The sequence below is a fragment of the Pseudomonas sp. TE3552 genome (assembly GCF_056278945.1).
The window spans coordinates 1,852,445-1,876,519 of record NZ_JBWBQJ010000001.1; the positions used below are offsets into that span (position 1 = coordinate 1,852,445).

At 58.5% G+C, this 24,075-nt stretch carries 17 protein-coding genes; 3 read left to right on the top strand and 14 right to left on the bottom strand.

Annotation, left to right across the window (positions count from 1 at the left end; all coding sequences use genetic code 11):
* Positions 1 to 10: 10 nt before the first annotated feature.
* Positions 11 to 970 carry an alpha/beta hydrolase gene (locus ACZ9BB_RS08230; RefSeq protein WP_476213315.1) on the bottom strand — a complete coding sequence of 320 codons (960 nt, stop codon included), beginning with the start codon at positions 968 to 970 and terminating at the stop codon, positions 11 to 13.
* Between the two features lie 305 nt (positions 971 to 1,275).
* On the opposite strand from ACZ9BB_RS08230, the gene ACZ9BB_RS08235 reads away from it, so the two are divergent.
* Positions 1,276 to 2,208 carry an AraC family transcriptional regulator gene (locus ACZ9BB_RS08235; RefSeq protein ID WP_476213316.1) on the top strand — a complete coding sequence of 311 codons (933 nt, stop codon included), beginning with the start codon at positions 1,276 to 1,278 and terminating at the stop codon, positions 2,206 to 2,208.
* A 41-nt stretch (positions 2,209 to 2,249) separates the two neighbouring features.
* Here the strand turns inward: ACZ9BB_RS08235 and ACZ9BB_RS08240 are convergent, their stop codons facing one another.
* The 10 genes from ACZ9BB_RS08240 to ACZ9BB_RS08285 form a co-directional block, all read right to left on the bottom strand.
* A complete protein-coding gene (locus tag ACZ9BB_RS08240) occupies positions 2,250 to 3,452 on the bottom strand; it encodes an alginate O-acetyltransferase AlgX-related protein (protein WP_476218241.1) in 1,203 nt (400 codons plus the stop codon).
* Positions 3,452 to 4,861: an MBOAT family O-acyltransferase gene (locus tag ACZ9BB_RS08245; RefSeq protein ID WP_476213317.1), complete on the bottom strand. Its 1,410-nt coding sequence runs from the start codon at positions 4,859 to 4,861 to the stop codon at positions 3,452 to 3,454. Before ACZ9BB_RS08245 ends, ACZ9BB_RS08240 begins: the two co-directional genes overlap by 1 nt.
* Positions 4,862 to 4,879: 18 nt before the next feature.
* Positions 4,880 to 5,554: an alginate O-acetyltransferase AlgF gene (locus tag ACZ9BB_RS08250; protein WP_476213318.1), complete on the bottom strand. Its 675-nt coding sequence runs from the start codon at positions 5,552 to 5,554 to the stop codon at positions 4,880 to 4,882.
* On the bottom strand, positions 5,551 to 6,219 hold the full coding sequence (locus ACZ9BB_RS08255) for an SGNH/GDSL hydrolase family protein (protein ID WP_476213319.1): 669 nt from the start codon (positions 6,217 to 6,219) through the stop codon (positions 5,551 to 5,553). The genes ACZ9BB_RS08250 and ACZ9BB_RS08255 overlap by 4 nt, the downstream gene beginning before the upstream one ends.
* 17 nt (positions 6,220 to 6,236) lie before the next feature.
* Complete coding sequence (locus ACZ9BB_RS08260; RefSeq protein WP_476213320.1) at positions 6,237 to 10,097, bottom strand: cellulose biosynthesis protein BcsC; 3,861 nt, start codon at positions 10,095 to 10,097, stop codon at positions 6,237 to 6,239.
* Positions 10,073 to 11,314 carry a cellulose synthase complex periplasmic endoglucanase BcsZ gene (gene bcsZ, locus ACZ9BB_RS08265; RefSeq protein WP_476213321.1) on the bottom strand — a complete coding sequence of 414 codons (1,242 nt, stop codon included), beginning with the start codon at positions 11,312 to 11,314 and terminating at the stop codon, positions 10,073 to 10,075. Before bcsZ ends, ACZ9BB_RS08260 begins: the two co-directional genes overlap by 25 nt.
* 7 nt (positions 11,315 to 11,321) lie before the next feature.
* Positions 11,322 to 13,625 carry a cellulose biosynthesis cyclic di-GMP-binding regulatory protein BcsB gene (bcsB, locus tag ACZ9BB_RS08270; protein ID WP_476213322.1) on the bottom strand — a complete coding sequence of 768 codons (2,304 nt, stop codon included), beginning with the start codon at positions 13,623 to 13,625 and terminating at the stop codon, positions 11,322 to 11,324.
* Positions 13,622 to 15,853, bottom strand: coding sequence for a UDP-forming cellulose synthase catalytic subunit (gene bcsA / locus ACZ9BB_RS08275; protein WP_476213323.1), 2,232 nt, complete (start codon positions 15,851 to 15,853; stop codon positions 13,622 to 13,624). The genes bcsB and bcsA overlap by 4 nt, the downstream gene beginning before the upstream one ends.
* Positions 15,850 to 17,016, bottom strand: a complete 1,167-nt coding sequence (gene bcsQ / locus ACZ9BB_RS08280) for a cellulose biosynthesis protein BcsQ (RefSeq protein WP_476213324.1) — start codon at positions 17,014 to 17,016, stop codon at positions 15,850 to 15,852. The genes bcsA and bcsQ overlap by 4 nt, the downstream gene beginning before the upstream one ends.
* A 386-nt stretch (positions 17,017 to 17,402) precedes the next feature.
* On the bottom strand, positions 17,403 to 18,116 hold the full coding sequence (locus ACZ9BB_RS08285) for an autoinducer binding domain-containing protein (RefSeq protein ID WP_476213325.1): 714 nt from the start codon (positions 18,114 to 18,116) through the stop codon (positions 17,403 to 17,405).
* 255 nt (positions 18,117 to 18,371) lie between these two features.
* On the opposite strand from ACZ9BB_RS08285, the gene ACZ9BB_RS08290 reads away from it, so the two are divergent.
* On the top strand, positions 18,372 to 18,509 hold the full coding sequence (locus ACZ9BB_RS08290) for a hypothetical protein (RefSeq protein ID WP_476213326.1): 138 nt from the start codon (positions 18,372 to 18,374) through the stop codon (positions 18,507 to 18,509).
* The gene (locus ACZ9BB_RS08295; protein WP_476213327.1) at positions 18,506 to 19,204 is read left to right on the top strand and encodes a lysophospholipid acyltransferase family protein; all 699 of its coding nucleotides are present in this window, start codon (positions 18,506 to 18,508) and stop codon (positions 19,202 to 19,204) included. Before ACZ9BB_RS08290 ends, ACZ9BB_RS08295 begins: the two co-directional genes overlap by 4 nt.
* Positions 19,205 to 19,280: 76 nt before the next feature.
* Here the strand turns inward: ACZ9BB_RS08295 and ACZ9BB_RS08300 are convergent, their stop codons facing one another.
* The 3 genes from ACZ9BB_RS08300 to ACZ9BB_RS08310 form a co-directional block, all read right to left on the bottom strand.
* Positions 19,281 to 19,979 carry an outer membrane protein gene (locus ACZ9BB_RS08300; RefSeq protein WP_476213328.1) on the bottom strand — a complete coding sequence of 233 codons (699 nt, stop codon included), beginning with the start codon at positions 19,977 to 19,979 and terminating at the stop codon, positions 19,281 to 19,283.
* An 84-nt stretch (positions 19,980 to 20,063) separates the two neighbouring features.
* Positions 20,064 to 20,540, bottom strand: coding sequence for an SRPBCC family protein (locus ACZ9BB_RS08305; protein WP_476213329.1), 477 nt, complete (start codon positions 20,538 to 20,540; stop codon positions 20,064 to 20,066).
* Between the two features lie 59 nt (positions 20,541 to 20,599).
* Complete coding sequence (locus ACZ9BB_RS08310; RefSeq protein WP_476213330.1) at positions 20,600 to 24,010, bottom strand: beta-ketoacyl synthase N-terminal-like domain-containing protein; 3,411 nt, start codon at positions 24,008 to 24,010, stop codon at positions 20,600 to 20,602.
* Between the last annotated feature and the right edge of the window lie 65 nt (positions 24,011 to 24,075).

Genomic DNA, 24,075 nt, shown 5'->3' on the forward strand with positions numbered 1-24,075 from the left:
CACGATCAGGCTACTTCAGGTTGCTTTTGAAGAACGTAGTCAACTTGGCGAATGGAATGAGGTTGACCCGGTCGTAAAGATCCACGTGTCCGGCATCTGGAATGATGAGCAGCTCTTTAGGCTCGGCGGCTCGCTTGTAGGCATCCTCACTGAACTCGCGTGAGTGTGCCTGGGCGCCGGCAATGAACAGCAGTGGGCGCGGTGAGATGCTCTCGATGTCATTGAACGGATAAAAGTTCATGAACTTCACGTTGCTGGTCTGCGTCGGCATTGTGGTTGTCTGCGCCGATGCGCCAGCCGGAGTGACTTCGCCTCGTGGCGTGCGATAGAAATCGTAGAACTCGTCGCCCACGGCATTGCCGGTCAGCTTGAGCGGCGTGCCGCCGGTGTAGCGGATTTCACCGCCCTGGAACTCTGCATAGCGCTGCAGGCTCGCTTCGCGAATGATCTGCTGGCGTTGTTCAGCCGTTACGCCGTGCTTGAGGCCATTTCGATTGGCCGCGCCCATGTCGTACATGCTGACGGTGGCGATGGCTTTCAGACGCGCATCAATCTTGGCGGCACTGATAGCGAAGCTGCCACTTCCGCAGATGCCCAGGACGCCGATTCGCTCACGGTCGACAATCGGTCGAGTGCCGAGAAAGTCCACAGCGGCACTGAAGTCTTCCGCGTAGATATCTGGCGAGACTGCATGGCGAGGCGTGCCCTCGCTTTCGCCCCAGAAGGACAAATCCAGAGACAGCGTGACAAATCCTTGTTCGGCCATTTTAGTGGCGTACAAGTTGGCACTCTGCTCCTTCACCGCCCCCATGGGGTGGCCGACGATGATGGCGGCGTTCCTGGATTTGGGGGCGAGGTCTTTCGGGGTGAACAGGTTGCCCGCCACCTTCATACCGTATTGATTTTTGAAGGTGACCTTTTCAACGGTCACTTTCTCGCTTTTGTAAAAGTTGTCCGCGCCGTTTGACATATCGGCTCCCATTGAAGAAAAAGAGGTAACGAGAAGCCCCAGGGCAAGAAAAATTCCTTTCACCGGATATTCCTTTCGATTGAGTTGCAGTTTGCTGGAGTGTTTTGACCCAGGCGCTTAATCAGCCAATGTGGCGTTGTCGTCATGGGAAATTCCTGAATGGGTGTGTCGGATGAACATTCTCCGGCTCTGCCCTGGCGCTCTGTAGTGCATTGCGCTGGATTACTTGCCTGATTCTATGAGTCTCTGTTTTTTTGCAGGACGGTCGTGTGCTGGCAAGTTAGAGTTCAGCGAAGAGGTACAAGATGAACAAGACGATCAAACACGACATCGCTCCTCAACAGACATCGCCGCAAGAAACGCTTGCGCAGATCATCGGCGCGCAGATTCCGAAACCAGGTGATTACGGAACGCCCATTGCGGGCCTCGGCTTTTTCAGGCGCGAACATCCATCGCCGCCCGTCGTCTGCATGGTCGAGCCAAGCATCATTCTCGTCGCCCGGGGTGAGAAACAGCTCTGGGTAGGTGGCGAGGGTTATCCGTATGACACGTCGCGCTTTCTGATCACCTCATTGGACTTGCCTGCCAATTCAGAGGTGCTAGCGGCAAGCCCGGAACGGCCATGCCTGGGGCTGACTTTGAAACTCGATCTGCGCATGCTGGCTGAGCTGATAGCGCAAAGTGGCCTGCCGCCAACCCGCGATCGTTCAGTTGCGAAGGGGGTAGGAATTGGTTCAGTGACCCCGGCAATGCTGGCGTCATTCGAGCGCTTGTTGGCACTGCTCGATGAGCCGGAATCCATTCCTGTTCTCGCCCCCTTGATCCAGCGCGAGATTCACTACCGTCTCTTGCAGAGTGATCAGGCGAGCCGGCTTCAACAAATAACTTCTGTCGATGGCCAAGGTTATCGGATCGCCAAAGCCATCGATTGGTTGAAGTTGAATTACACCTCGGCGCTTCGCGTCGATGAACTTGCGGCCCGAGTGCAGATGAGCACTCCGACCTTTCACCACCACTTCCGCCAACTCACCGCAATGAGCCCCTTGCAGTACCAGAAATGGCTGCGACTGAACGAGGCGAGGCGATTGATGCTCAATGAACACCAGGACGTATCCAGTGCGGCTTACAAGGTTGGATATGAAAGCCCGTCCCAGTTCAGCCGCGAATACAGCCGTCTGTTTGGAGTCGCTCCCAAGCGAGACATAGCGGCGTTGCGAGGGCAGGGCTGGACTTCATAACGAGACCCCCTTGAGGCCCAATGGGTACATTTTTCAGTACATCAGTCTGGTGCTTGGCAGATCGTTTTTTTCGTGTGGTCAGCTCCACCCGAAACCGTACACGAGCGATAGGCAATGGGGTCGATGTAAGCCGTCTGCAGGTCCCGCTCCGGGATCTCCCAAATGATTTGCTTGGGCGGCGTTTCTTTGAAGGCCGGGTTGTTGAGGTAGCTGTTTGCCGCGCCAGAGAACGCTCCGCCGTCTTTGGCGAAGTTACCCACGGGGGCGCCCAGTGCCTGCTGCAGAAACCCTGCGAAGTTGGAGTTGCGCGAGAATGAGGTGCCAATGAGCGCGGTGTTGGGGAGGTCGGCATCGCCAAAGAGGTCTGCCTCAGTGTCAGGGCTGTCGGCTGACGCAACGGGACGTTCGTGGGTGTTGGTTTGGGCGACCATTTCGGGTGCGGGTTGCCATTTGAGCGGCAACCAGTCGATGCCCGCCAGATGCACCAGATCGCCAGGTCGCACCGCGAGCGGGGCATGACTTTCGTTGAACGACCTGCGTGGCGTCGCGCTGATGCCCAGGGTCTTCAGGCGCTGGGTGATGGCATCGGCCGCTGCCTTCGCGCCGGATTCGCTCCAGTGCGTATCGGTGCGCAACCAGGCACTGGCCCCCAGTGGCGTCAGCGCACTGGTGAGGTCCAGATTCGACACGCCACCCACCTCCAGCTTCGAGGTCCAAGCCTGGATGCGCCCTTCGAGAGCGGTTGGGCGGTGCAGTGCGCAACGCTGCCCGGAAGCGATGCGGCTCTTGTCTGGAACGATGACTACCAGCAGGCCGATACCACGTTGGGAGAGCTGCTGCTTCAGATCAATCACTGCCTGGACTTTGGCATCGGCATTGCGCTGCGCTTGATGATTGACCTTGAGCTCATCAGCCAAAAACAACCAGCCAGGACAACCTGAGCGAACCCTCGGCCCGGTGTCGTTCAGGAGCAGCCAACTGACTCCGCGCTCCAGCTCGGCGAAGGTCGCGGGGAGTTGAGCGTTCGACAGTTCCTTGGCGATCCGATGAGTGATATCGCCGTCAAGAATCTGCGGGGGCAGCACTTTATCGGGTAGCGAGATTTGCCCTGAGACAATCAGACGGCCAGAGGACAGCATTCCGACGAACAGGAATATCAGCAGCGCCACGCCTGCCAACCGACTGCTGCGTGTCGCCAGATCATCGGGCGGAGTGGGGGGCGGGGTGTGCTTTAGGTTCGTCATCAGAATTGGAAGTACAGGAAGGGTACGGTTTCGCGACTGGCGATCAGTGCGAACGACAGCATTAAACCGGCGATCGGCCAAAGGGCGGCGGTGAAAAACGCAATGCCGCCCAGTTGTTTCTCACAGTAAGGGCGCAGCAGCGGTGCGATGATTCCGAACACACCCAGCAAACCCGCAAGGCCGTGTACCGGGCGCAGGGTCGCGGACAGTTCGTCACCGAGGGCGATGCCCTGCAGGCCGAACTGTCCGGCATACAGGCGCAGCGCGCTATGAAAGTCAGGGGCGCGGAACAGTGTCCAGGCCAGGCAGACGAACAGCAGTGTCAGCCCATGGGAAAGCACCGGCGGTACCGGGGGCAGGGTAGAGCTGTTCCAGGCACGATTCACACACAACGCAATGCCATGGGCGCTGCCCCACAGCAGATAGTTCCAGCTATCGCCTCCGTGCCAGAGGCCGGCGATGGCCATGATCAGGAACAGGTTGCGATAAGTCTTCCAGATGCCATTGCGATTGCCACCCAGCGAAATATACAGATAGTCACGTAACCAGCTGGACAGCGACAGGTGCCAACGACGCCAGAAGTCCTGGATGCTGTTGGCCAGATACGGACGGTTGAAATTCTCGGGAAAGTGAAAACCCAGCATCAGTCCCAGCCCAATGGCCATGGCACTGTAGCCGGCGAAGTCGAAGAACAGTTGCAGGGAGTAGGCAAGGCAGCCAACCCAGGCGTCGGAGAAGCTGGGGTTTGGCAAACTGAACGCCACATCGACCACCGGCGACAGGGTGTCGGCCACCAGCACCTTCATGCTCATCCCGACCATGAACCGGCGTGCGCCCAGCGAGAAATTCTGCAGATTGAAGTGACGCTGATTCAGCTCACGCCGAACCCAGTCATAGCGAATGATGGGGCCGGCGACCGAGTGGCCGAACATCGAGATATAGGTGGCGTAATTAATGAAGCTGCGTTCGACCGGCACGGTGCGGCGGTGTACATCCACCAGATAGGAAATCGCCTGCAATACGATAAACGATAGCCCGGCCGGCATGATGACCCGTTGCCAGTCCAGCGGTATGGCGCCATACCAGGTGACGGCATCGATCAACGTGCCGGCGACGATATTGGCGTACTTGTACCAGCACAGCACTGCCGTGTTGAGCACGATCAGCATCACCAGTAGCCACACGCGGCCCTTGCCTTTTTCCCGCAAGGCGTCAATCAGCAAGCCGCCGGCCCACGCCGTGATCGTCAGCACCACATGCACTGCGAGGAATCGCGGGCTCAACCAGCCATAAAACAGCCAGCTGCCGATCAGTAACGTGACGTTGCGCCAGGCGGCTGGGCACACTGCATAGCTGCACAAGAACAGCGGCAGGAACAACGTCAGAAACTCGAGAGAGGCAAAAACCATGGTGGTGGCGCGATCCGATCAGTGGGCCAGGACGTCAGTCGCGAGCAACAGGTGCGGACCATTTGCGCCAGGTAGCAGCACGACGCTATAGCGCTCACCGGCCTTGAGCTGGCCCAGGTCAAGCGGGGCACCGACGTTGGTTTGGGCACAGACCAATTGAACCGACAGGCTGACCGGGTTGATCGCTCGGCGTTGCACGCTGCCGTCGGCCACCTCCTTGAACAGGTCGGCGTTCTTCCCCGCAGCGCGCAAACTGGCCTGGGGACACGCTGGATCGGCACTGATAAACGCCAGCGAGGCTCTCAGGCTATTGAAGTCGTCGGGTTGCTCACGGATGACGACCTGGCGGATACCTTGAGTGCTGTCTGGCAAAGCGATCACGCTGGCAAATTCGCCTGCTGCCACCTGGATGTCCAGCGGCTGGCTTTTGCCGTTGCGTTCCAGGGTGCCCTTGATTGGCTGGTTGGCGGGTACGGGCAGGTAGTCGGACACAGCATTCGAGCCTTCCAGTTTGAGGCTTGCCCGCGAGCCTTCGGCCAGCAGCTGCAAAGGGCGGTCGGCGGCGTTGATAAAGCGCAGGAAGGCCGAGTCCTGATCCGGGCCCGTCGGGTACAGGGCAATGTCGGCGGCCTGGGCGTGCAGGCTCAGCATCAAGGGGGCGAACAACGCCCAGCCACATGCGAATCGGGTCATTTACCGGCTCCTGTGCTGCTGACGGTGTTGGCGGGCAGTTTGGCCAACGCACCGCCAATCGCAGTGCCCCATGCTTGATAACCGGCGACGGTGAAGTGCTGCCCGTCGGTGGTGATCCATTGCCCGGGTTTGGAGAACGTCAGCGAATCGATGTAGGTGCAAGGCGCCACGTTCGCGGCCAAAAACTGCGACATCAACTGGGTGCGGGCATCATTCTTCTGGTACATGCCACCGGCTTTGCCCCAGGCCGGGCCCACCCAGGCGCAACGGGTCCCGGTGGCCGCGATGGCCTTGGCCAGGCCGGTGACGCTTTGCCATGCCCAGGCCTTCGGAAACACTGGCTTGTCATAGGACGCCATGGTGTCGCCGATGACCAGTACCACCAGGTCGGGTTTGTCGGCGGCGATCAGGTCCTGGATCGGTGTGGTGGTTGCCTCGCGCCCCTTGATCACAATCTTGTCGTTGCCTTTGCGCTCGGCTCCGCAGTCGACTTTTTTACTGATTAGCCAGTCGCTAGCGCTGGCGCCACAGGCACCGATGGAGTGAACCAGGGCGCCTTGGCGAGTCAGGTTGTCGTGCAGCGGTTCCAGCAAATGGTCCGCGAGGCTCATGTGGCTCTCCCCAAGAACAAGGAGAGTCAGGCCGGCAAGGGCAGAAGTGGGCATCGAAAACTCCAGAGTGATCAGTTGGAATAAGGCGAGGTGTATGGGCTGACCGGCAGGCTCATGGGGCCGCTGATGTCCTCGAACTGGTAGCGCAAAGACAGGGCACCGCTGACTTGTTGGTAGTCATGAGCGTTGTCCAGGCCCAGATTGGCGCCCAGCAGGAAGTTCGAAGCGACCTTGTATTCAGCCGCCGCAGCGACGCTGTAGCCGATCCCGGTTTTGTTTTGCCCTTCGTAGCGCAATCCCGAGGCCGCCTGCAGGGCTTTGTCGTTCGGGAAGTAGTCGGCGCTGTCCTGCTCGAAATGCTGCACGCCGACCGAGCCCTTGACTTGATACGTCAAGCGCCCGGTGCGTTGTGCCCAGGTCACTGGCACGCCCAGGGCGAAGAACGTCTGCGGGCTGAAATAGCCGCCGTGGCCGTAGGTGAAATAGTCCTGATTGTTGGCGTAGCTCATGCCGGTCATGCTCAGGCCGACGGTCAGCTTGCTGTCCGTCGCATTTTGCAGGTACCAGTACACACCACTGCCCAGTTCACTGCGGTTGTTGGACTCGACATGGTTGCCCAATAGCTGGTGCCAGGAGGCGTAGCCATAGGCGCCGACTTCGTTGTCGTCATAGCTCAACTGGCCGCGCCCGCCATTGGCGGTCACGCCGCCCCAGGACTGCCCGCTGCGTTTGTCCGTGGTGCCGGCAAACGAGGTGACGCTGTCAGTCACCGGACGCCGGGAAACGCTCACGCCGTAACGGACATTAGAGGAGTCGCTCACCGGGCGATCAATGCTGATGCCGCCGGTGGCGGTGGTGTATTTGAAGCCGAGCGGGGTGGTGCCGAGATCGGCTTTGAGCCCATCCGCGGGCCGTTGAATGGCAACGGAAAGACCGACCCCCTCGGCTTTTTGCGAGCCGATGCCGTCGCTCTGCGCACCGCTACCAAAGCGCGACAGTGCATCACCGCTGACACTGCCAGCGTTCAGCGAGACGGGCGTCACGCGCAGGGCGAGGCGGCTTTCATCCAGCGGGATATTGATTTCCAGCGGTGTTTCAACATCGGTCAGTTTGCTCAACCCCGACTCACTGTTGTTGCTGCGAATGCTCACGCCCTGGGTGACGTAGGCACTGCGCTCCTGAAGGATTTTATTCAGCGCCAGTTGCGCGGGGCTGATGTCCTCGCTCACCAGTGCTGCGCGCGGCAGCTGCGACTCGAATCGATTGCTCGCCTGTTGCGACCTTGACGGGGCATCGATGCCAAAAGGGGTGTCAGACCTCACGCTGCCCGGCATCTCCTGAACCGGTGGCGGGATCGCTGCCAGCAAGGTGTCGCGACTGACCTCGCTACGTGGACCCGACACTCCGGCAAAAGGGTTGGGCGCCACCGTCGAACCGGCCAGTTGGCCGCTCTGGCTTCTGCGTTTCTCGCTCTGTTCAATGGCCACCGCTTTGCGCAGCAGATCGGTCGCCGTGCCGGTCTGGCCCATGTTCTGGTAGAGGCGGGCGGCCTCAGTCAGCGTTTGAGGGTTGCCGGATTCAGTCTTGAGCAGCTGTTGCAGTGCCTGTTCGGCAAAGGCAGTGTCCTGTGCCAACACCGCCGCGTTGGCGGCACCCAACAGCAGTTGCGGGTCGTTTGGCTGACGTTGTAACAGCGGTTTGTAGAGTTCGAGGGCTTTTGCCGTGTCGCCGTTGGCCGAATACATCCGCGCCAGCGCCGCGACGGCAGCGCTGTCACCGGGGCGTTGCGCCAGTGCGGGCGCTAGCGTGTCATAAGCGCTGGCCAGATTGCCTCTTTCGCGCAGCTGGTCAGCCTGGCGGATGCGATAGCGATAGAGCAGGTCGTCGAAACGCTTGCGCGCCGGCGCGTTCAAGGGCCTGTTCTGAAGGTCGCGCAGAATCTCGTTGACCTGTGCGTCTTCTCCGGTTTTAAGCAGGACCGCGGCGTATTGCAGGATGAAGTCCGCCGAGGGCGCCGTGGTGTTTTGCAACTGGCCGCGCATGAGGGCCAGCGCACGGGTCGGCTCGCCGATGTCGACATACGCCGAAGCCAGGTTCGCCGTGCGATCGGGACTGTTGTTGGCCGTCGGCTGAATACGATCGAGCAAGGTCAGGGCTTCCTGGCGCTGGCCGCGCTTGCCCAACTCGATCGCCTGGCTGAGTTGCAGGTTGAGGCTGACATCAGCGGCCAGCGCTTCCATGTCCGGGGTGCGCTGGTCGGGGCGCAAGCGTCCCAACGTTGTCTGGGCAGCTTTCCACTCACCCATCTGCACCGACAGCAAGGCGCTGACGTATAGCGCATCGGCATTGTCGGGCCGGGCCTGGAGCATGGCGTTGATCAGGTCCCGAGCCTTTTGCGGTTCGCCCATCGCCAGGTTCAGGCGGGCCAGGGCGAAACGTGTCCAGATGTTGTCCGGTTCGTAGCGCAGCGCGTCTTGCAAGGCGTTGCGCGCAGCGGGCAAGTCGTTGCGTTGTTCGGCGAGGGCGGCCAGTTGCGTCGCGCGCAAGGCTTGCAGGCGTGCGGACTGGCCGATCTTGGCCTGTCCGGTGGCGGGCAGGCTGTTGATCAGTTGCAGCGCTTCATCGTTCTTGCCGCTCTTGAGCAGCACATTAACCAGCCCTTCCAGTGCTTGAGGGTCGTCGCGGCGCAGGTTCAAAATCTGCCGATAGTTGCGCTGAGCGTCATCGAACTGGCCCGCGCTGGCCTGAATATCCGCCAGGGCGAGGCGAGCATCTACCCCGTTTGGATTCAGCCGCAGCGCCTGGTTGACCAAGACCTGTGCCTGAGGTGCCTGGCCTTTGGCCTGGGCGTCGCGGGCCTGCTGCAACGCAGACCAGTAGCGCACGTCGTTCAGCGCAACTTGCCAGCGGCTACCGTCGTTTTGTCGCGTGGCCTGACTCAAGAGCTTTTCTGCTTCGGCCAGTCGGTGTTGCTGCTGGCGAATAACCCCAAGGCCGCCCAGCGCGTCAGCATCATCGGGTTGGCTTTTCAAGCGTGCTTGAAAAGCCTGTTCGGCGGTGGCCTGATCGCCTTCTTTGAGCGCCTTCAGGCCGCGCGCGACTTCGGCGGGCGGTTGCCATTCCTTGCTGGCCGTCGTTGCCACCTGTTGCTTGCCCTTGTTCATCTGCGCCCGGATTTCCACGTCATCCGGATGCGTCTTGAGGTACGCCTCGAACAACGGCACTTGCGCCGGCTTGGGCGGACCGATCCAGGTCAGCGCCAGGCGCCAGCTTTCGTCGGCATCACCGGCAATGTCGGCACGCTGGGTCAGCGCGGCCAGGGCGCGGATGCCCTCGGCACGGCTGTCTTCATGGCGGACCAGATGCTTGGCGTAAAACAGCGCGACGATCGAGTCGTTGGGCATTTCACGTTGCAGGCGCTGAAATCCGCCGCGCGCTTCAGCCCAGTCAGCCTGATTGAAGGCAAGGTTGTTGTAATACTCGCGGCCAATCGTGCCTTGAGGTGGGCGGCCATCGAACAGCGAGCGAAACACCGTGGTCGCCTTGTCGCGCTCACCGGCATCGACCAGGCGTCGAGCCTCCTCCAGACGCTGCTGGTTCTGCGGCTGGGCCAGGGAGATGTCCTGTGCCAATTGCAGTGCCTGCCGAGGCGGAGGCTGGATGGCCTGCAAGCGGGCGAGATTTTGCTGCGCCTGTTGTGAGTTGCCCTGTTGCACGCCAATCAGGCCCAGGCCATACAGTGCGTCAACCTGGACCGGGTCCAGCAGCAGGACTTTTTGCCAGACCTCCGCAGCGCGTTGAGGGTTCTTGCGCGACTGCCAGTACTGGCCTTGTTCGACGAGTAATGTCTGTGGCGTCGGACTTTGAGCGTGGGCAGCAGCCGTCCATGCGCTCATGACGGCGATGGCTAGCGTGCGGTGGTGCGCGTGCATGCGGTCTCCCAGGAGAGTTTCAGCGTTCCGTCTTCCCGGAATCGGTAATGTTTATCTGCCCATCCGAGGGCGAACAGGCTGAGCATGAAGTTGTAGTAACGCGGCGCACCGGCGTCGGCATCAGGCCTGGCCAGCGCTTCTTGCAAGGCGAGTTCCACGCGGTGTCGTTGCTGATCGGCCAAGCCGGGTTGGCCCTTGGCCTCAAGGTAGGGAATCAGTGCAGCCCAGAATCCGAACGGGCTCTGCCCCTGAACAGTGCCGTGGAGAACCTGGACTGTTTCCGGGGGAGAGCCCGTTGCGACAGTGCTGCGGGCCATGCCGTCCAGCCGTTTGAGCAGGCGCGCTGCCAGCGGTCCAGAGGTATCACTCATGCCCAGCCAGAGGTACACGCGAATGGCATCGTAGCTGCCCGTGTCGCCGTGGATCGGGTCGCTTGTGAAGGCGCCCGATTGCGCTGAAGTGCCTCGATAACCGACCCAGTCAGCGACGAAACCGTGGCGGCTGGATTGGGCAATCATCGTCGCGGTGTTGTTGGCAATCGCTTGCCAGGGCCCGGAGGGTGCTTCCTTGGCCAGCCGTCGTAACAGTGGCAGGGGCAGGTAGCTGGGGTTCAGGCGCCAGAGAGCGTCCGGCTGGACGAAGCCCTGTGGTCCAGGCAACACCATCGGGCCCAGCCCGGGCAGCTTGACGACCAATTGCGCTTCAATCGTCGCCATCAGCTGCAGGGCATCCTGGTGATAGTCCGGCCGATGCCACAGGCGTGCGGCTTCGAGCAGGGCGTAGGCGATCCACAGGTCGGCGTCGGCGGCCGAATTGGCGTCTTGCAGGCGCCACTGACCGTCCGTACCTTGCCCCCATAACCAACCCGGCAAGCGTGTGGCGGTGGCGGAGCCTGCAAGGTTGGCTGAGGTCCAGCGCCAGAGTTTGTCAAAGCGTGGCTGATCGTTGCCGATCAGTGCGAAGAGCATGCCGTAGGACTGCCCTTCAGAGGTGCTGTGATTGTTTTCCTGGCTCGATTCCAGAACCCGGCCGTCGGCCTGGACGAAGCGCGTTGCATAGATTTGCCACAGTGGCCAGGCTGGCGACTCACAGGATTTCCCGGCCGCTATCGCAGGCGCCAGCAGGGCAAGCGCAAGCACAGCGCTCAACCTGCGCGTGTTACCGCTCAGGCACTGGCGAAGTGAAACACCCCGGCTGCTCATGGACGACACAGGCATGCGTGGCTCATTGACCAAGACGACGTTTGGCCCGTAGGCGCAGGGCCAGGTAGGCCATCGAAGCAAGCAGCAGGATTCCGAGGAGCGTGAACAGCATGAGCGCCATTACGTTTTGCGACAGGTACCACTGCAGATAGCGCAATGGGCTCAGGCTCCCGACGTAGTAATCCTGCTCGGCGACCAGCGATTCGACATACTTGCCCCTGACCACCACCAGACTGCCTTGCAACTCGCGGGCGTTTTCTTCGTTGCTGAGCAGGGCGTTGGTCACGTCGGCCAAACCGTTGGGCCTTGCGCTGGCGATAAACACCACACTGCGCCCACTCTTGAGCGGCGATTCGAATCCAGTCAAATAAGCACTGCCGTCGTCAGCGGTAAACCTGAAGCTGCTGCGCGCTTCACGCAGATTGGTTTTCGTATCCGGGCTGATCCAGTTGCGCACACGCAAGGGCAGGTCAGACAGTTCAAAGTACTGCGCAGCCTCTTCGCCTTTGGCCGGCAGAAGGCTTTGCCATTGCGCAAGCAGCGGCTGATTGTTGCCCGAGGCGAGTACCAGCAAATCCCGGTCGCTTTGCTCGGCCACCTGGTCGGCGTGGACCACCTTCACGCCGGTGGCCGGATAACCGGTGGAGTCGCCGAAGCGGCCCAGCAGGGTCAGGTAGGCGCTCAGATCGGCCGGGCCTGGCTCGTTGGGCAGGATCACCGAAGTTTCAGAAAGGTCGGCCATGCGGGTGAACGGGAAGCCACTGTCCTTGAATACCCCGAGATTGGGCATGGCCATGAAATGTTCGTATTGGCTGAGGTCCAGGGTCGAGTCCGGGTCGATCACACCGCGCATGTTGTCGATGATGATGTCGCGGCATTCGCCCTGTTTGATGTAGTCATACATGAAGCGAAATTGCAGACGTGATTGCAGCGCTACGGAATTGAGCGGCAACAGCATGCGCGACGTGCGGGCCAGGCTGTCGTCGGTTTTGAGCATCGCCAGCAGGCTGTCGCTACTGCCGAGTTTCTCGATCGAAGGCAGATCGATCGACTTGATGAAGGTGTCGTTGAAGTTGACCAGCAACGAGGAATTGGTGGAGACCGGTTGCGGCGTATAGCGGTATTTCAGGTCAAGTTGCGCACCGGGCTCACGCCAGTTGAACAGGTCGGGTGGCAAGCGCAGCGCAACCGTCATTTGTCCCGGGTTATAACCCGACACATTGAGTTCCGCGGGTTTGGCCAGTTCACCCAGGCGAACGGGGCGATCGGAGGGCAGCCAGTTAGGCGCGTCGTACGGTTGGCGTGGCTTGAGCGAGTCGATCCGGTCGATCACCACGCTCTGCCCGGAAAAGGCCGAGCCACCGAGAGCCAGCGCTGTCGCGGCGACTTTGAGATCGGCGCCATCGCGCCCGGAAACGATCAGCAGTTTGCCCTGAGCATCATTCGGGTTGCTCACGAGTGTCAATGTCGGCCCCGTGGCCTCTTTGATCGGTACGCCACTCAAGGTCGTTGATTCGCCGCCACTGACAAACACCACGGCGTTGCCTTTGGCCGGCAGGCTGGTGAGGCTGGCGGGGAAGGTTGCGCCGCGGTAGCTGGCCAGGGCGCCAAACCAGGACGACAAGATACCGGCGGCCTCAAGCTCAGGGCCACCCGGGCGCGCGGCGAACACGAAGGGCAGCTTCAGGGGCGAGGCGTCTCGACGATCGAACAAGGGCAGCGGCAGGGCGGCCAGGTCGTTGGGTTGTTTAATCGAGGACACCTGAAGGCTCAGCTGGCTCTCGTTGCCGATCCTGGCCCACAGGCTGGAGTGCAAAGGGTCTTCACATTGCATCGTGTAATGACCGATGAACTGCAGGCTGAGCCGGTTGAATTCGGTGATGGTCTGCGGCGGAATCTGCACGGTCCGGACCTGCAATTTACCGGCCTCTTCCTTGGGCAGGGGCAGGCTGGCGGCCACTTGATCGTTGACCAGCACATTGATCTGCGAAAGGTCGGCCAGCAGCGCCGGTGAGTAGCTGTACTGCAGCGTGACCTGTGCAGCCGTGACGACTTCATCGGCGCGCACATCGAAATTCACACTGTCGGTAGCCTCCACGCCTTTAAGGGTCATCGAATAGCTTTTGCCCAGCTCCTTGAGGGTGCGGGTATAGCTGTTGCTCGGGGCATCGGGCCCGGGCTGCGCTGCGAGCGGCATCACCGCCGGCTCTGTGGCGCTGATTTGGGCGGCAGCACTCAATGCCCAGCCGCTCCAGCCCATTAGCGAGCAGGCGATCAGCGTGAGTGAGCGACGAGGAAGAAAGGTCCGGCGAGTGGAAGGCTTCAAGATCGTTGCGTGTCCGCGGTGGAGTCGATAGGTGATGGAGTGTCCGGGCGTTTGCGTAGCAGCGCCTGGCTGTCCTTTAGGGTTGCAATGAACAAGCGCAGGATGGCGCGCAAGCCAATGCTGCTGACCTCGCGCAACGCCGACATGGGCGCGTCGAGGCGGCCGTTACCCCACGTGTTGGCCCAGGTGTCGGCCCGTGAAAAGGTCAGTCGCACCAGCTCACTTTGCTGGCGCAGGGTCAAACCCTCGAATTTCACGCCTGCCACATTGTCGTTGCTGAAGATCGTTGTTGCGGGAAAGAGGCTTGAGGGAGGTGTGCGCAGAATGCAGAGCCGCAGCTTCTCTTTGGCGCTGAGCTGAACCTGCGGTGGCAGTGTCAGACCCACGCCGTTTTGTGAGAAGTCCCGGGTTATGCAATCGAACGATGTGCCGTCTTCGCGATAGACGCGCACGGGCAGATCCGCGGGCACCCTGGGCTCGTTGCGCACCTGAGAGGACTCAGTGGCCACCGCCACGGCGGTGCTGACGATGATGATGTTGTACACGGTCCAGGCCAGGTTGATCAGCAGGGTAGTGACCTCGGCCGAATCACTCTCGACCAGTTTCACCACGCCGATTGCCAGACCGATCATGTTCAAGGTCAGCAGGACGATGTAAGGCCGCGCGAGCTTCCAGTTGAAATAGTCCTTTTCGACGGTGCCGCCCTTGTCGGTTACGTTGAATTTGCCCAGCGAAGGGCTGATCAGGGCCAACAGCACCGGTCGCATAATGTGCCAGGCCAACACCGACTCATACACTTCGTTCCAGAAGGAATGGCGGAAGCGTCCCTGGATACTGGAGTTGGTCAGGCTGGAATGGAAAATATGCGGCAGTACATAAACCGTGACCATCAACGCCGAGGCATGGAAAATCTGCGCGTCGAAAAACAGGTAGGCCAAGGGTGCGGTCAAGAACACCAGGCGGGGCAGGCTGTAGAAAAAGTGCATCATGGCGTTGAGGTAGCAGATGCGCTGCCCCAGGTTCAGTCCTTTGCCAAATAACGGATTGTCGGTCCGAAAAATCTGCACCATGCCCCGCGCCCAGCGTATGCGCTGGCTGATGTGCCGGGAAAGGCTTTCGGTGGCCAGTCCCGCCGCTTGTGGAATGGCGAGGTAAGCAGTGTTGAAACCACGGCGATTGAGCTTGAGTGCCGTGTGCGCATCCTCCGTCACGGTTTCGGTGGCGATGCCGCCGACTTCCAGCAAGTGAGTCCGCCGGATGACCGCGCAGGAGCCACAGAAGAATGCTGCGTTCCACAGGTCGTTGCCATCCTGCACCAGGCCGTAGAACAGCTCACCTTCATTGGGTACCGAGCGAAAGGTATCGAGGTTTTTTTCGAATGGATCGGGTGAATAGAAAAAGTGCGGCGTTTGCAGTAACGCCAGGTTCGGGTCCTTTAAAAACCAGCCCATGGTGATCTGCAGGAAGGAGCGGGTGGGCACGTGGTCGGCGTCGAATATGGCAATGAACTCGCCATCGGTAACTTTGAGTGCCTCGTTGAGGTTACCGGCCTTGGCATGTTGATTGTTGTCGCGGGTGATGTAGTTGACACCAATCTGCTGACAGAAAACCTTGAATTCCTCCCGGCGTCCGTCATCGAGCATATGCACCCGCAATTTGCCCTCGGGCCAGTCCATGGCCTGAGCCGCGAGTACCACCAGTTTGACGATACCCAATGCTTCGTTATAGGTGGGAATGAAGACATCTACCGTCGGCCATTCAGCGGGAGGTTGTTGCAGAAACTGCGGTTTGCGGTGCAGCGGCCAGGCGGTCTGTATATAGCCGAAGACCAGGACGAGCAAGGCATACAGTTCGGCCAGCACCAGCCCGTAGCCAAATACGGCATCCTGCCAGTTGTCGAAGTTCAGGGTGTCGGTCAGGCGCCAGTACATGTAACGCAACGAAGCGATCAGCGAGAGGGTGATCAGGGTAAGGATCGCCAGGCGCCCGACTTGCTTGCGGATGATCAGGCTGGCGGTAAAACAGACAGCGGCAAACGCGGCCTGGGAATATAGATTCAGCGGCGCAGTGAGGATGCCCAGCACCAACAAGGCCGCGATCAGTGCGCCTGAGATTTTCAGGCCTTGGCGCCAACGCAGGGGCCATCGACTGACGCGATCCTGGAAAGTATCCAGTAGCCCCTGCAACCACCACGTCTTTTCAGGTAGCTGATTGAGTTGGACGGTCATGGCGTACCCTGCTGGCTGCAAGCATCCGCGAAAAGCAGGGCATGGACCGCGCCTGACAGCGACAGGATGTCCTGACAGCCAATGCTCTCGGGAGCGTACTGCAGCAGGTCCCGACCATAGGCCAGCGACTCGTTGAACTGGTGATCGAGGCGAATCGTCCCGATCAGGTTAGCGCCGAGCCGCCGCAGAAACAGCACGCGCATGTCCCTGCTGAACGAACGCGAGTCATCCCGTTGGTTGAGCACATAGCGGTGCCGCTGCGCGCGTCGTCGGCTGGTTTCCAGCCACTGGGTCATGGTGTCCAGTGCCAGGTAGGAGGCCGCGTCGGCCACCGTCATCACCAGCACCAGATCAGCGGCGTCGAGTGCCTGTTGCGAATAGACAGTCGCACCCGAAGGCGTGTCCAGGATCACGGTATCGTTTTCGCTGAGGTCCATTGACGCAAGGTGCTGATTCAACCAGTCAGAATCTTCAAGCATCAACTGCCTGAGCAAGCGGCGATCGTTCACCTCGCCAGTGCCGAAGGGCAGGCACTCACTGTCGTTAAAGCCCGGCAGGCGATGAGCGCCCCAGTCTGCGCCTTGCTCTTTGAGCTGGATCAGCCCGGGAACCTGCCTGGTGATACCCAAGTGGCTGGACAGCGCGTTCTGAGGGTCCAGATCAATCGCGATGGTTCGCCCGCCAGGGCGCCGAAGTGTTTTCGCGAGGCCAGCGGCGACGGTGCTTTTACCCACCCCGCCATTCGCCGAAACGATTGCAATAACCTTCGCCTTGGTCCGCTTGTGAGTCGTCTCTGGCAGACCGTCTCGACGAACCTGGTTGAGCTCACGCAACAGGTCGCTCAATCGCTGACGGTCACCCGTAGCAGAACTCGTGGGTGGCTCGGTCAGGGGAGGGGATTTGGGGGAAGGTTGCGAGAGGACTGCATTCATCACAGGCTCGACTGGCGCGCCATTCAATAAAGAAGGCTGTGGCTCGTCCAGTAGAAACACAGGGGGCGTTGGTGTTGCGGGAGACAATGCCGCCGACGGTTCTGGCTCAGCCACCGCAGGTGTAACCGGGTCGTCTTTGAAATCTTTATAATTCGGTTGTATTTCCTGGTAAGTCTCCGCATTGGCGCCAAAACGTGTAAAGAGTTTCGTAATATCGTCTACATATTTCATGCGTTATACCAGGAATGAAATAACTCAGAAACTCAGCATTCCATTAACTTAACAAAGTTGATGCGTCGTCTAGGTGTTGGCAGAGTGCCATTAATCTAGGATGTCTGCGTTTGCGTGTCAATAACTGTTATAAAAAGTCAGCGAGGCTTGTTAGTGTTCGCCTGAGTGGTATTAAGGTGTTGCGTTGTTCATGGAAAGTGTGAGTGTTGATCGCCTTCGATGGTTTTATGCTGGGTTGTGTATAAAATAAAGTTGACTGATGTGTTTTAGGCGCGGTACTCAAAAAAATGCTCCGTATCGAAAGATGCGGAGCAATTTTTTGCGCGCCGGGCGCGAACATTGACCGGTCGAAAAATATAGGTCTCAGAGGGTGTTATATATTGTGCTTAGAACAGCAAGCCCATCAAGGACGCTTTGACCGCTGCTTCGGTTTTGTTCGATGCTTGCAGTTTGCGCATGGAATTGACCAAATGAAATTTCACGGTCCGCGTATCGATATTTAGAATTATGCTGATTTCGACATAGGTTTTTCCAATGGCCGTCCATTTCAACGTTTCTTTTTCTCGAGCGGTCAGTGGCTTATACATGCCAGGTACGTTTTTTTCGGAGAAAAAACGCGTCATGGACTCATGCGCTAACTGAGTCAGCCAGATTAACTTGGTCTCTTTGCTCTCAAGTTCTGCCGGTGAAATATATTCACTGGAGCGGGAGACAGAGAATAAGCCAATGCTGTTGGATCCGCGCTGCGATGAAAGGCACCAACCATGATTTAGGTTGTAATGCCGTGCTTCTTCCCAGAAATTCGGACTTTGACTTTGCTGTTCCGCTGACCAGCACATGGGGATGGATCGTGTTAATCCATGTTCGACGGTAGGGTCTTGGGAAAAATAATCTTCGGTGACATATTTTTCTACCCAGGGGGCAGGATAGTTTGAAAACAGAAAATATTGCGGGGATGTCAACGGAAAGGGGGTTTTTAGTCCGTAGGAGCAGAACTCGAATCCCAAGTTGGAAATTATTTTAACCAGTTCATTGAGCAATTCATTCTCAGAGGTGCAGCCAGAAACTAACTCAATGAAGTCTTCGCGCCATTCTTTCACAAATATTACCTTCCGTGGTCAGCGCCCTCAGTGAGAAGGGCGGGGGTATTATACATAATTGGCGCGTGCCAGGGAGGCGGTCCTGGGGTGTATTCGTTTTGATGAAAACAGCGGCAACACCGCGCCCGGTCCGTAGCACAGATAATTTTCTTGTTCATTGTTGGATGTGGCTTTACTTAACCTGCCCATTTGGGCAGCTACTAATACAGCTCTCGATTTGTTGTACTGGCTAAATAATATTTTCGAGAGGCTGTCATGCTGGCTTCTATAGCAGGGGCTGTACTCGGTGTTGATGATGAAGGTTTTTATGGTGTTGCGCTGATTGAACATGTTGATGTTCAAGAGGGCTTTTTCACCGGCTCAAGTGCTTCAGGCAAGGCGGGTAACCTATGATTTCGTTTGTGAGATGGTTGTTGGTGGTGCTGTTCATTATCTTGAGTTTTCCTTTTTTATGCATATACATGTTGGTCAATCCTATAAAAAACAGGAATTTGCATGTGGCCTGTCGGTCATATTCAGTGATCAATAAGATATTCTCGGTTCGTGTCGCTGTAGATGGGTTCGACACTATCTCCGCTGCCAAACCTTATATCTATGTAGCCAATCACCAATGTAACTATGATGTTCTGATTGTTGCCGAGGCGCTGAAACCAGGCACGGTTATTGTCGGTAAAAAGTCACTTAGGTGGTTGCCCCTGGTCGGTCAATTGTATTGGCTGACGGGGAGCCTGTTCATTGACAGAAGCAGCCCCCGGGCTTCTATCCAGAGCTTGCGCAAGATTTCCAAGAGTGTCGTCGCAGACAATACTTCCATTTGGATCTTTCCTGAAGGCACCCGAAACAAAGGTGGGGATATGCTGCCTTTCAAGGCAGGGGCGTTTCGGATTGCTAAGGACATAGGGGTAGGGATCGTTCCCGTCACGATCAGTCCTGCTGTTGGGAACATTGCTTACAACTCATTGCGTTCTACTGAAGTCAGTATCGTCGCCCATCAACCCATCGAGGCGGATGTGGTCGCGAGTATGAGCGCCAAAGAACTGGCAAGCTACACCCGTGAGATCATCAACAATAGGGTTCCGGTTATTTAGTCGATAAGAACGGAATACTGAGGGATCCCCCAGACTCCTCGATAGGTGAAACTACGCCTATCGAGGAGTTCCCCGCTTAGAACCAATAATGCAGGCCGAGCATTAATGACTGGGCGCTGTAGTCAGTGCGTACATCGCCTTGGGGCAGGCCTTGAATGTCACCGAAGTGCGCATCGCGAGTCTTGAGGTACCGATAATCCAGGGACATGGACCATTGTTCGGTGAGCTCGTAACCTACCCCGGCTCCGAGTTGATAGGCCGATACAGTGTCGCGATGAGTGCCGCCGAACTGGACGCCGCCGGCTTCCAGACCGCTGACCGTTAGGGTGGTGTAGCCCAGGCCGCCGCCAATATAGGGAGTGAACCGACTGAAGGGGGCTGGCAGGTTCAAGACGTCGTACCAGAGGTTGGCCATCAGGGTGGTGGCTTCCTCTTCGCCCTTGCCGTCTATGCTCCCGCCGCCTTCGTAGACCCGGTTATTGAACTGGGTCAGGGTGTTTTTGCGGTAGCTGAGTTCCACTTCAGGTCTGAGCCCGATGGGGAATCGCCAGCCCAACGCCAGTCCGGTGGCGAAGCCGGAGTGTAACGGTTGATTGAACTCCATCTCGACAAAATCGAGGTCGTTCTGGTTGAGGTCCTGCGCAGCAACCCAGTTCACGCCGCCCATGACACTGATGTAGGGGCCGAGCGTGTCGGCGGAACTGGACGCCGGGGTGATAAAGCCCATGCCAATGACGCCCATCACGAGATACTGAGGTTTTTTTAGTAGGTTCATGCTCGGTCCGAAGTGTGCCGTTATCGATAAGTAAGCGAGGGGTATTCGGGCGCGAGCGTTCATCACGCTCGCTCCCGGGATATTTCATACGCGGTGCAAATGCGTTCCAGGTTTTTCGAGCCCTGGAGCACTGATGGCTTTCGCTCGTTGTTCAGCCAAAGTGCACAGGTTGCGCAGTGCAGTGGTCATTGCCGCGGTCAGCATTTTGCGCAGCAGCCCGCGGTACAAAAAACTTAAGGGGCCAGAGATCTTCGCGCTATGGATGACATGGGTTTCATCCGGGGAAAGCCTGCGCATCTGGTGATCGAACTCAAGGTCGATCCAAAGCAGTCTTGCCGTGTTCCGATAGCTTTCATGCAGCTTCACTGCTTCCAGTTTCAGCGGCATGTTCAGGCCATTTTTGAGGACGCATTTGCCTCGCGTTCCAGGTTGAAACGGGCCATTGAGTTCACACTGGCGAACGTCGGTATCCCATAGCGGCGCTTCTGAAAAATTGCTCCAGATATTCCAGATTTCAGCACGCGGCGATTTGACTATGACTTGCACTTTGACATCGTTCACGGCGACACCTTGATTGTTGGGGGCACGGTCATGCGGGAGAGTGGGATCAATTGAGTGCCTCAGGCAGCGGGTGCGGATTGACTCAGCACTTGAGCGGTAATACTGGCTTGACCGATTTTTTCTCCCCGGTTGAACAGGTCGATATAGATGCGGTTGGTTTTGAACGGCTGCTGCGCGTCAAAACCGGCTTGCGGTGCCAATGACAGCGGACTGTTTCTGGGGATTGGTCGATCCAGGGTGAAACTCAAGGCCAGCAGGTTCATCGGGGTATTGAGTGGAATCCGCAGATAGCTGTGGGCAATCTGCATGTAGCACTGGCGGGCAACTTCGAGGAAATACACCATCGAATAGTGCTCGGGGTCGCCCTCCTGGAAGAAGTGATCATCCGGCAGCTTGAGTGTGTCCACGCTCAAGCCCTGAGCGAATGCGCTCATGTCACTGACGATGACGTTTTCTTCTCTGGCCTTATGCAGCAAGGCCTTGTCGCGGCAGCGAGTGGCCGTGAACTCGCCAGCGGGCGATGTCTCGAACGCTGAGCTGTAGGTCATCCCAAGGATGCAGGTGCACATCAGTTTTCCGGCTTGCATGACCTTTGCATTGAATACATGGGGGTCTTTGTCTTGTTCCAGATGCAGATCAATCACGCCCTGCTTTTGTACGTATTGCTGGAATTTGATATTCAGGGTTTTGACATAGGCGACTCGCCCGCTCAGTGGGGGCAGGGCGAGTTCAATCAGTTGCAACACGCCCTCAAGCAATAAAATGCCGGGGATGTGATCAAGAGGGTGATCGAAGAAATAAGGGTGCGCTTCATTCACCACGAGCTGGGCGTGCAGTGACTGAGGGCCGCGCTGGACGTTGGCGATCACGATGTTTTGCGGGTTACGTTGCCAGTGCGCCGGGCGCTGGACTTCAGCTCCACGGTGCAGGGCGAAAAGGCCCTCCATGGCGCGAACTCTGACACGCAGCCCTGAGAGCAGGGTGTTGGTCAGCATGTCGCTGAGTTGCAACACATCGACGCCGTCGTTTTGCGGCTCACGGACAAGGCTGACAGGGCGCGCAGGCGCGATGACCTGCTGCAGTTCGTGGGATGCCGAGTGAGCAAAGCGCAATGTAAAGGGATGCTTGATGGCAGGAGCGGGTTCGGCCACTGGGCTCCATTCCCGAAGCTTTTCAGTAAACAACCACATCACGGCCTTGCCGGCTTCGCGAACCTCGATCACCGTGCGAGCCGATGCACTCAACATCACCGCCAACAGGGTTTCGATGCCACTGGCTTCAGCCAGGAAGCCGGTAATCTCTTGCAGTGATCCGTTTGCATGAGTCGCGTCAGGTTGCAGCTCGCAGACTTCAATGTTCTGGTATTGACTCCGCTCTTTACCCAGCAGTTGGCAAGCCTCTTCCAGTGAGTTCGCGGCATGGGCGAGGACCGCCGCGCGGATCACCAGTAAAGGTTTGTCGCTGGAGTCTGGTTGATAGGGACGCAGCGCAATCAGCCCCAGTCCTTCACCTTGCACCGTCGCTGAGTGTCGGGCGCGTTCGATCTCGATTTCACCGCTGATAAAGCGCCCTGCACCGAGCAAGAGCGTTGTTGCGCCCTTCTTGAACCATTGCTGCGATGCCAGCAAGGTTTGCCAGAATAAACCCGGGGTGCCGACCAGTGTTTGATGGAAACCCTTGAAGTCAAAAATCTGCGCCGGGTAGCCGGACAACATGTTCGGCAACATGGTCGCCACGTCCGCTACCTCCACGCCCGGTGGCGTGCCTTGAGCCTGGGAGTAGAAGTTGTGAGCGCTGCTGTATGCATTGCTGAAGCGTTCCCCACCCATGTTGCAGCACATGACCATCGCAGTGCCGGGCGAGCCGGCCACACCTGGCAGGCGTCGCAGTAAATGATTGACGCGATCGGTGATCAACAGCTTGAACGGATCGACATGAGCCAGAGGTTTGGGGCCCATGCCGAAACCGTCGATATCAATGACGCGATCCTGCGCCAGGAATTGGCCCAGTAACGGCTGACCTGGGGCAGGGGTGTAATTAACGAAACGCCCATAAGGGAAACTGACTGATGGCGCTGCTGGCCGATCGAGCTGTTGCTTGAATGACTGTAATGAGCTGTGACTGCCGATCGCTGCTTCAGCCTCGACAAGCGCAAGGTCCAGCATTAACACGCCGGGGTTGGCTAGAGAGACGGCAGGGCGGTTATCGGGAATATATTCATCCACCACCAGATGCGCATTGGCGCCGCCAAAACCAAAGCTGGAGATGCCGATCCGGATCGCCGACTGACGATCCGCGAGCGGCTGCATCTGCTTTGTGGCCAGCTGCAGGCTGGTCTCGTCGACTTTTGCGCTGGGTCGGTAGTCGGGCTGAGGTGGAATCCCTTTGTGACGCAAGATCATCAGCGCCTTGGCGAGCGAAGCGCCTCCGGCGGCGGCCAGTGGGTGGCCAATGACGGACTTGATCGAACCGATGGTAATTTTCTTGCCGTCTGTGCAGTGGGGAGCGAAGAAGCTGTTCAACGAGTCCAGCTCTGTCGCATCACCCAACGGAGTACCGGTGCCATGGGTTTCGATGTAGTCCACGTCGTTGGGATCAAGACCGATATAGGCACGCTGGTAAGCCGTGTACTGGGCCTGTTTGCCAGGCGCAAACACTGAACCTTCGGCGCCATCGGCGGACATTCCCAATGCCCGTAAAACACCCAGGGGGCGGCGCTGCGCAATCAGGGCCTGCGATACGGGTTCAACCAGAAAGGCGACCGCACATTCGCCCGGTACAATGCCGTCAGCGTCCTGGCCGAACGCCTGCATTTGGGCCCGGGCGGAAAAGGCGGTCAACTGCGAGAACCCCAGAAACAGCGCCGGTGGCAGCACGGTGTTCAGTGCCATGACAATCGCGTTATCCGCCTGTCCGCTATTGACCAGAGCCTGAGCCATGTCGATTGCATAGGGGAACGAACTGCAGGCGGTGTCGACCGATAACGCCGGGCCACCAAAGGCAAAAGCCGCAGCCAGTTCAGCCACTTGTTCACCCGGCGTGTAGCCCTGTGGTGCATCGGCTTTTCCGGACATGCCTGTGACGAAATAACTCTCGTCACTCCAAGACGTCGCGACCACCAATGCGGTGCGTTCCGTGATCAGTGGCGAGCCTTGTCCGGCAAGTTGGGTGAGGAGCGTCTGGAGTACTTTCTTACCGATGGCGACCTGACGTCCTTCATGCCGTGAAGGGGTTGATACGTCATCGGTCAGGCAAAAAGCACTGTCCAGGTAAACGCGATCCTTTTCTCCTGCCTTTGCTGAATAAATTGACGCCTTATCCAGTTCCCAGCGTGCCAGCATCGAATTGATAGGCGCTATCTGTCCTTGCGACAGCAAGTGCCATAGCGCATCCGTTGACGGTGCCCCGGGAAACTCGCCAGCCATTGCGCTGAAGCAAAAGTCGCCCTCTGTTGTTACCGCGCCATTCATACCCTGTCTCCTGATTGCCAAAATGCTGGGTGATCTGTCCGATCACCCGGATTCCATGCCATTTT

What these genes read in the sequence shown, in the direction of transcription:
- ACZ9BB_RS08230 (WP_476213315.1), bottom strand. Translation starts at nt 970, where the DNA reads ATGTCAAACGGCGCGGACAACTTTTACAAAAGCGAGAAAGTGACCGTT.
- ACZ9BB_RS08235 (WP_476213316.1), top strand. Translation starts at nt 1,276, where the DNA reads ATGAACAAGACGATCAAACACGACATCGCTCCTCAACAGACATCGCCG.
- ACZ9BB_RS08240 (WP_476218241.1), bottom strand. Translation starts at nt 3,452, where the DNA reads ATGACGAACCTAAAGCACACCCCGCCCCCCACTCCGCCCGATGATCTG.
- ACZ9BB_RS08245 (WP_476213317.1), bottom strand. Translation starts at nt 4,861, where the DNA reads ATGGTTTTTGCCTCTCTCGAGTTTCTGACGTTGTTCCTGCCGCTGTTC.
- ACZ9BB_RS08250 (WP_476213318.1), bottom strand. Translation starts at nt 5,554, where the DNA reads ATGACCCGATTCGCATGTGGCTGGGCGTTGTTCGCCCCCTTGATGCTG.
- ACZ9BB_RS08255 (WP_476213319.1), bottom strand. Translation starts at nt 6,219, where the DNA reads ATGCCCACTTCTGCCCTTGCCGGCCTGACTCTCCTTGTTCTTGGGGAG.
- ACZ9BB_RS08260 (WP_476213320.1), bottom strand. Translation starts at nt 10,097, where the DNA reads ATGCACGCGCACCACCGCACGCTAGCCATCGCCGTCATGAGCGCATGG.
- bcsZ (WP_476213321.1), bottom strand. Translation starts at nt 11,314, where the DNA reads ATGCCTGTGTCGTCCATGAGCAGCCGGGGTGTTTCACTTCGCCAGTGC.
- bcsA (WP_476213323.1), bottom strand. Translation starts at nt 15,853, where the DNA reads ATGACCGTCCAACTCAATCAGCTACCTGAAAAGACGTGGTGGTTGCAG.
- bcsQ (WP_476213324.1), bottom strand. Translation starts at nt 17,016, where the DNA reads ATGAAATATGTAGACGATATTACGAAACTCTTTACACGTTTTGGCGCC.
- ACZ9BB_RS08290 (WP_476213326.1), top strand. Translation starts at nt 18,372, where the DNA reads ATGCTGGCTTCTATAGCAGGGGCTGTACTCGGTGTTGATGATGAAGGT.
- ACZ9BB_RS08295 (WP_476213327.1), top strand. Translation starts at nt 18,506, where the DNA reads ATGATTTCGTTTGTGAGATGGTTGTTGGTGGTGCTGTTCATTATCTTG.
- ACZ9BB_RS08300 (WP_476213328.1), bottom strand. Translation starts at nt 19,979, where the DNA reads ATGAACCTACTAAAAAAACCTCAGTATCTCGTGATGGGCGTCATTGGC.
- ACZ9BB_RS08310 (WP_476213330.1), bottom strand. Translation starts at nt 24,010, where the DNA reads ATGAATGGCGCGGTAACAACAGAGGGCGACTTTTGCTTCAGCGCAATG.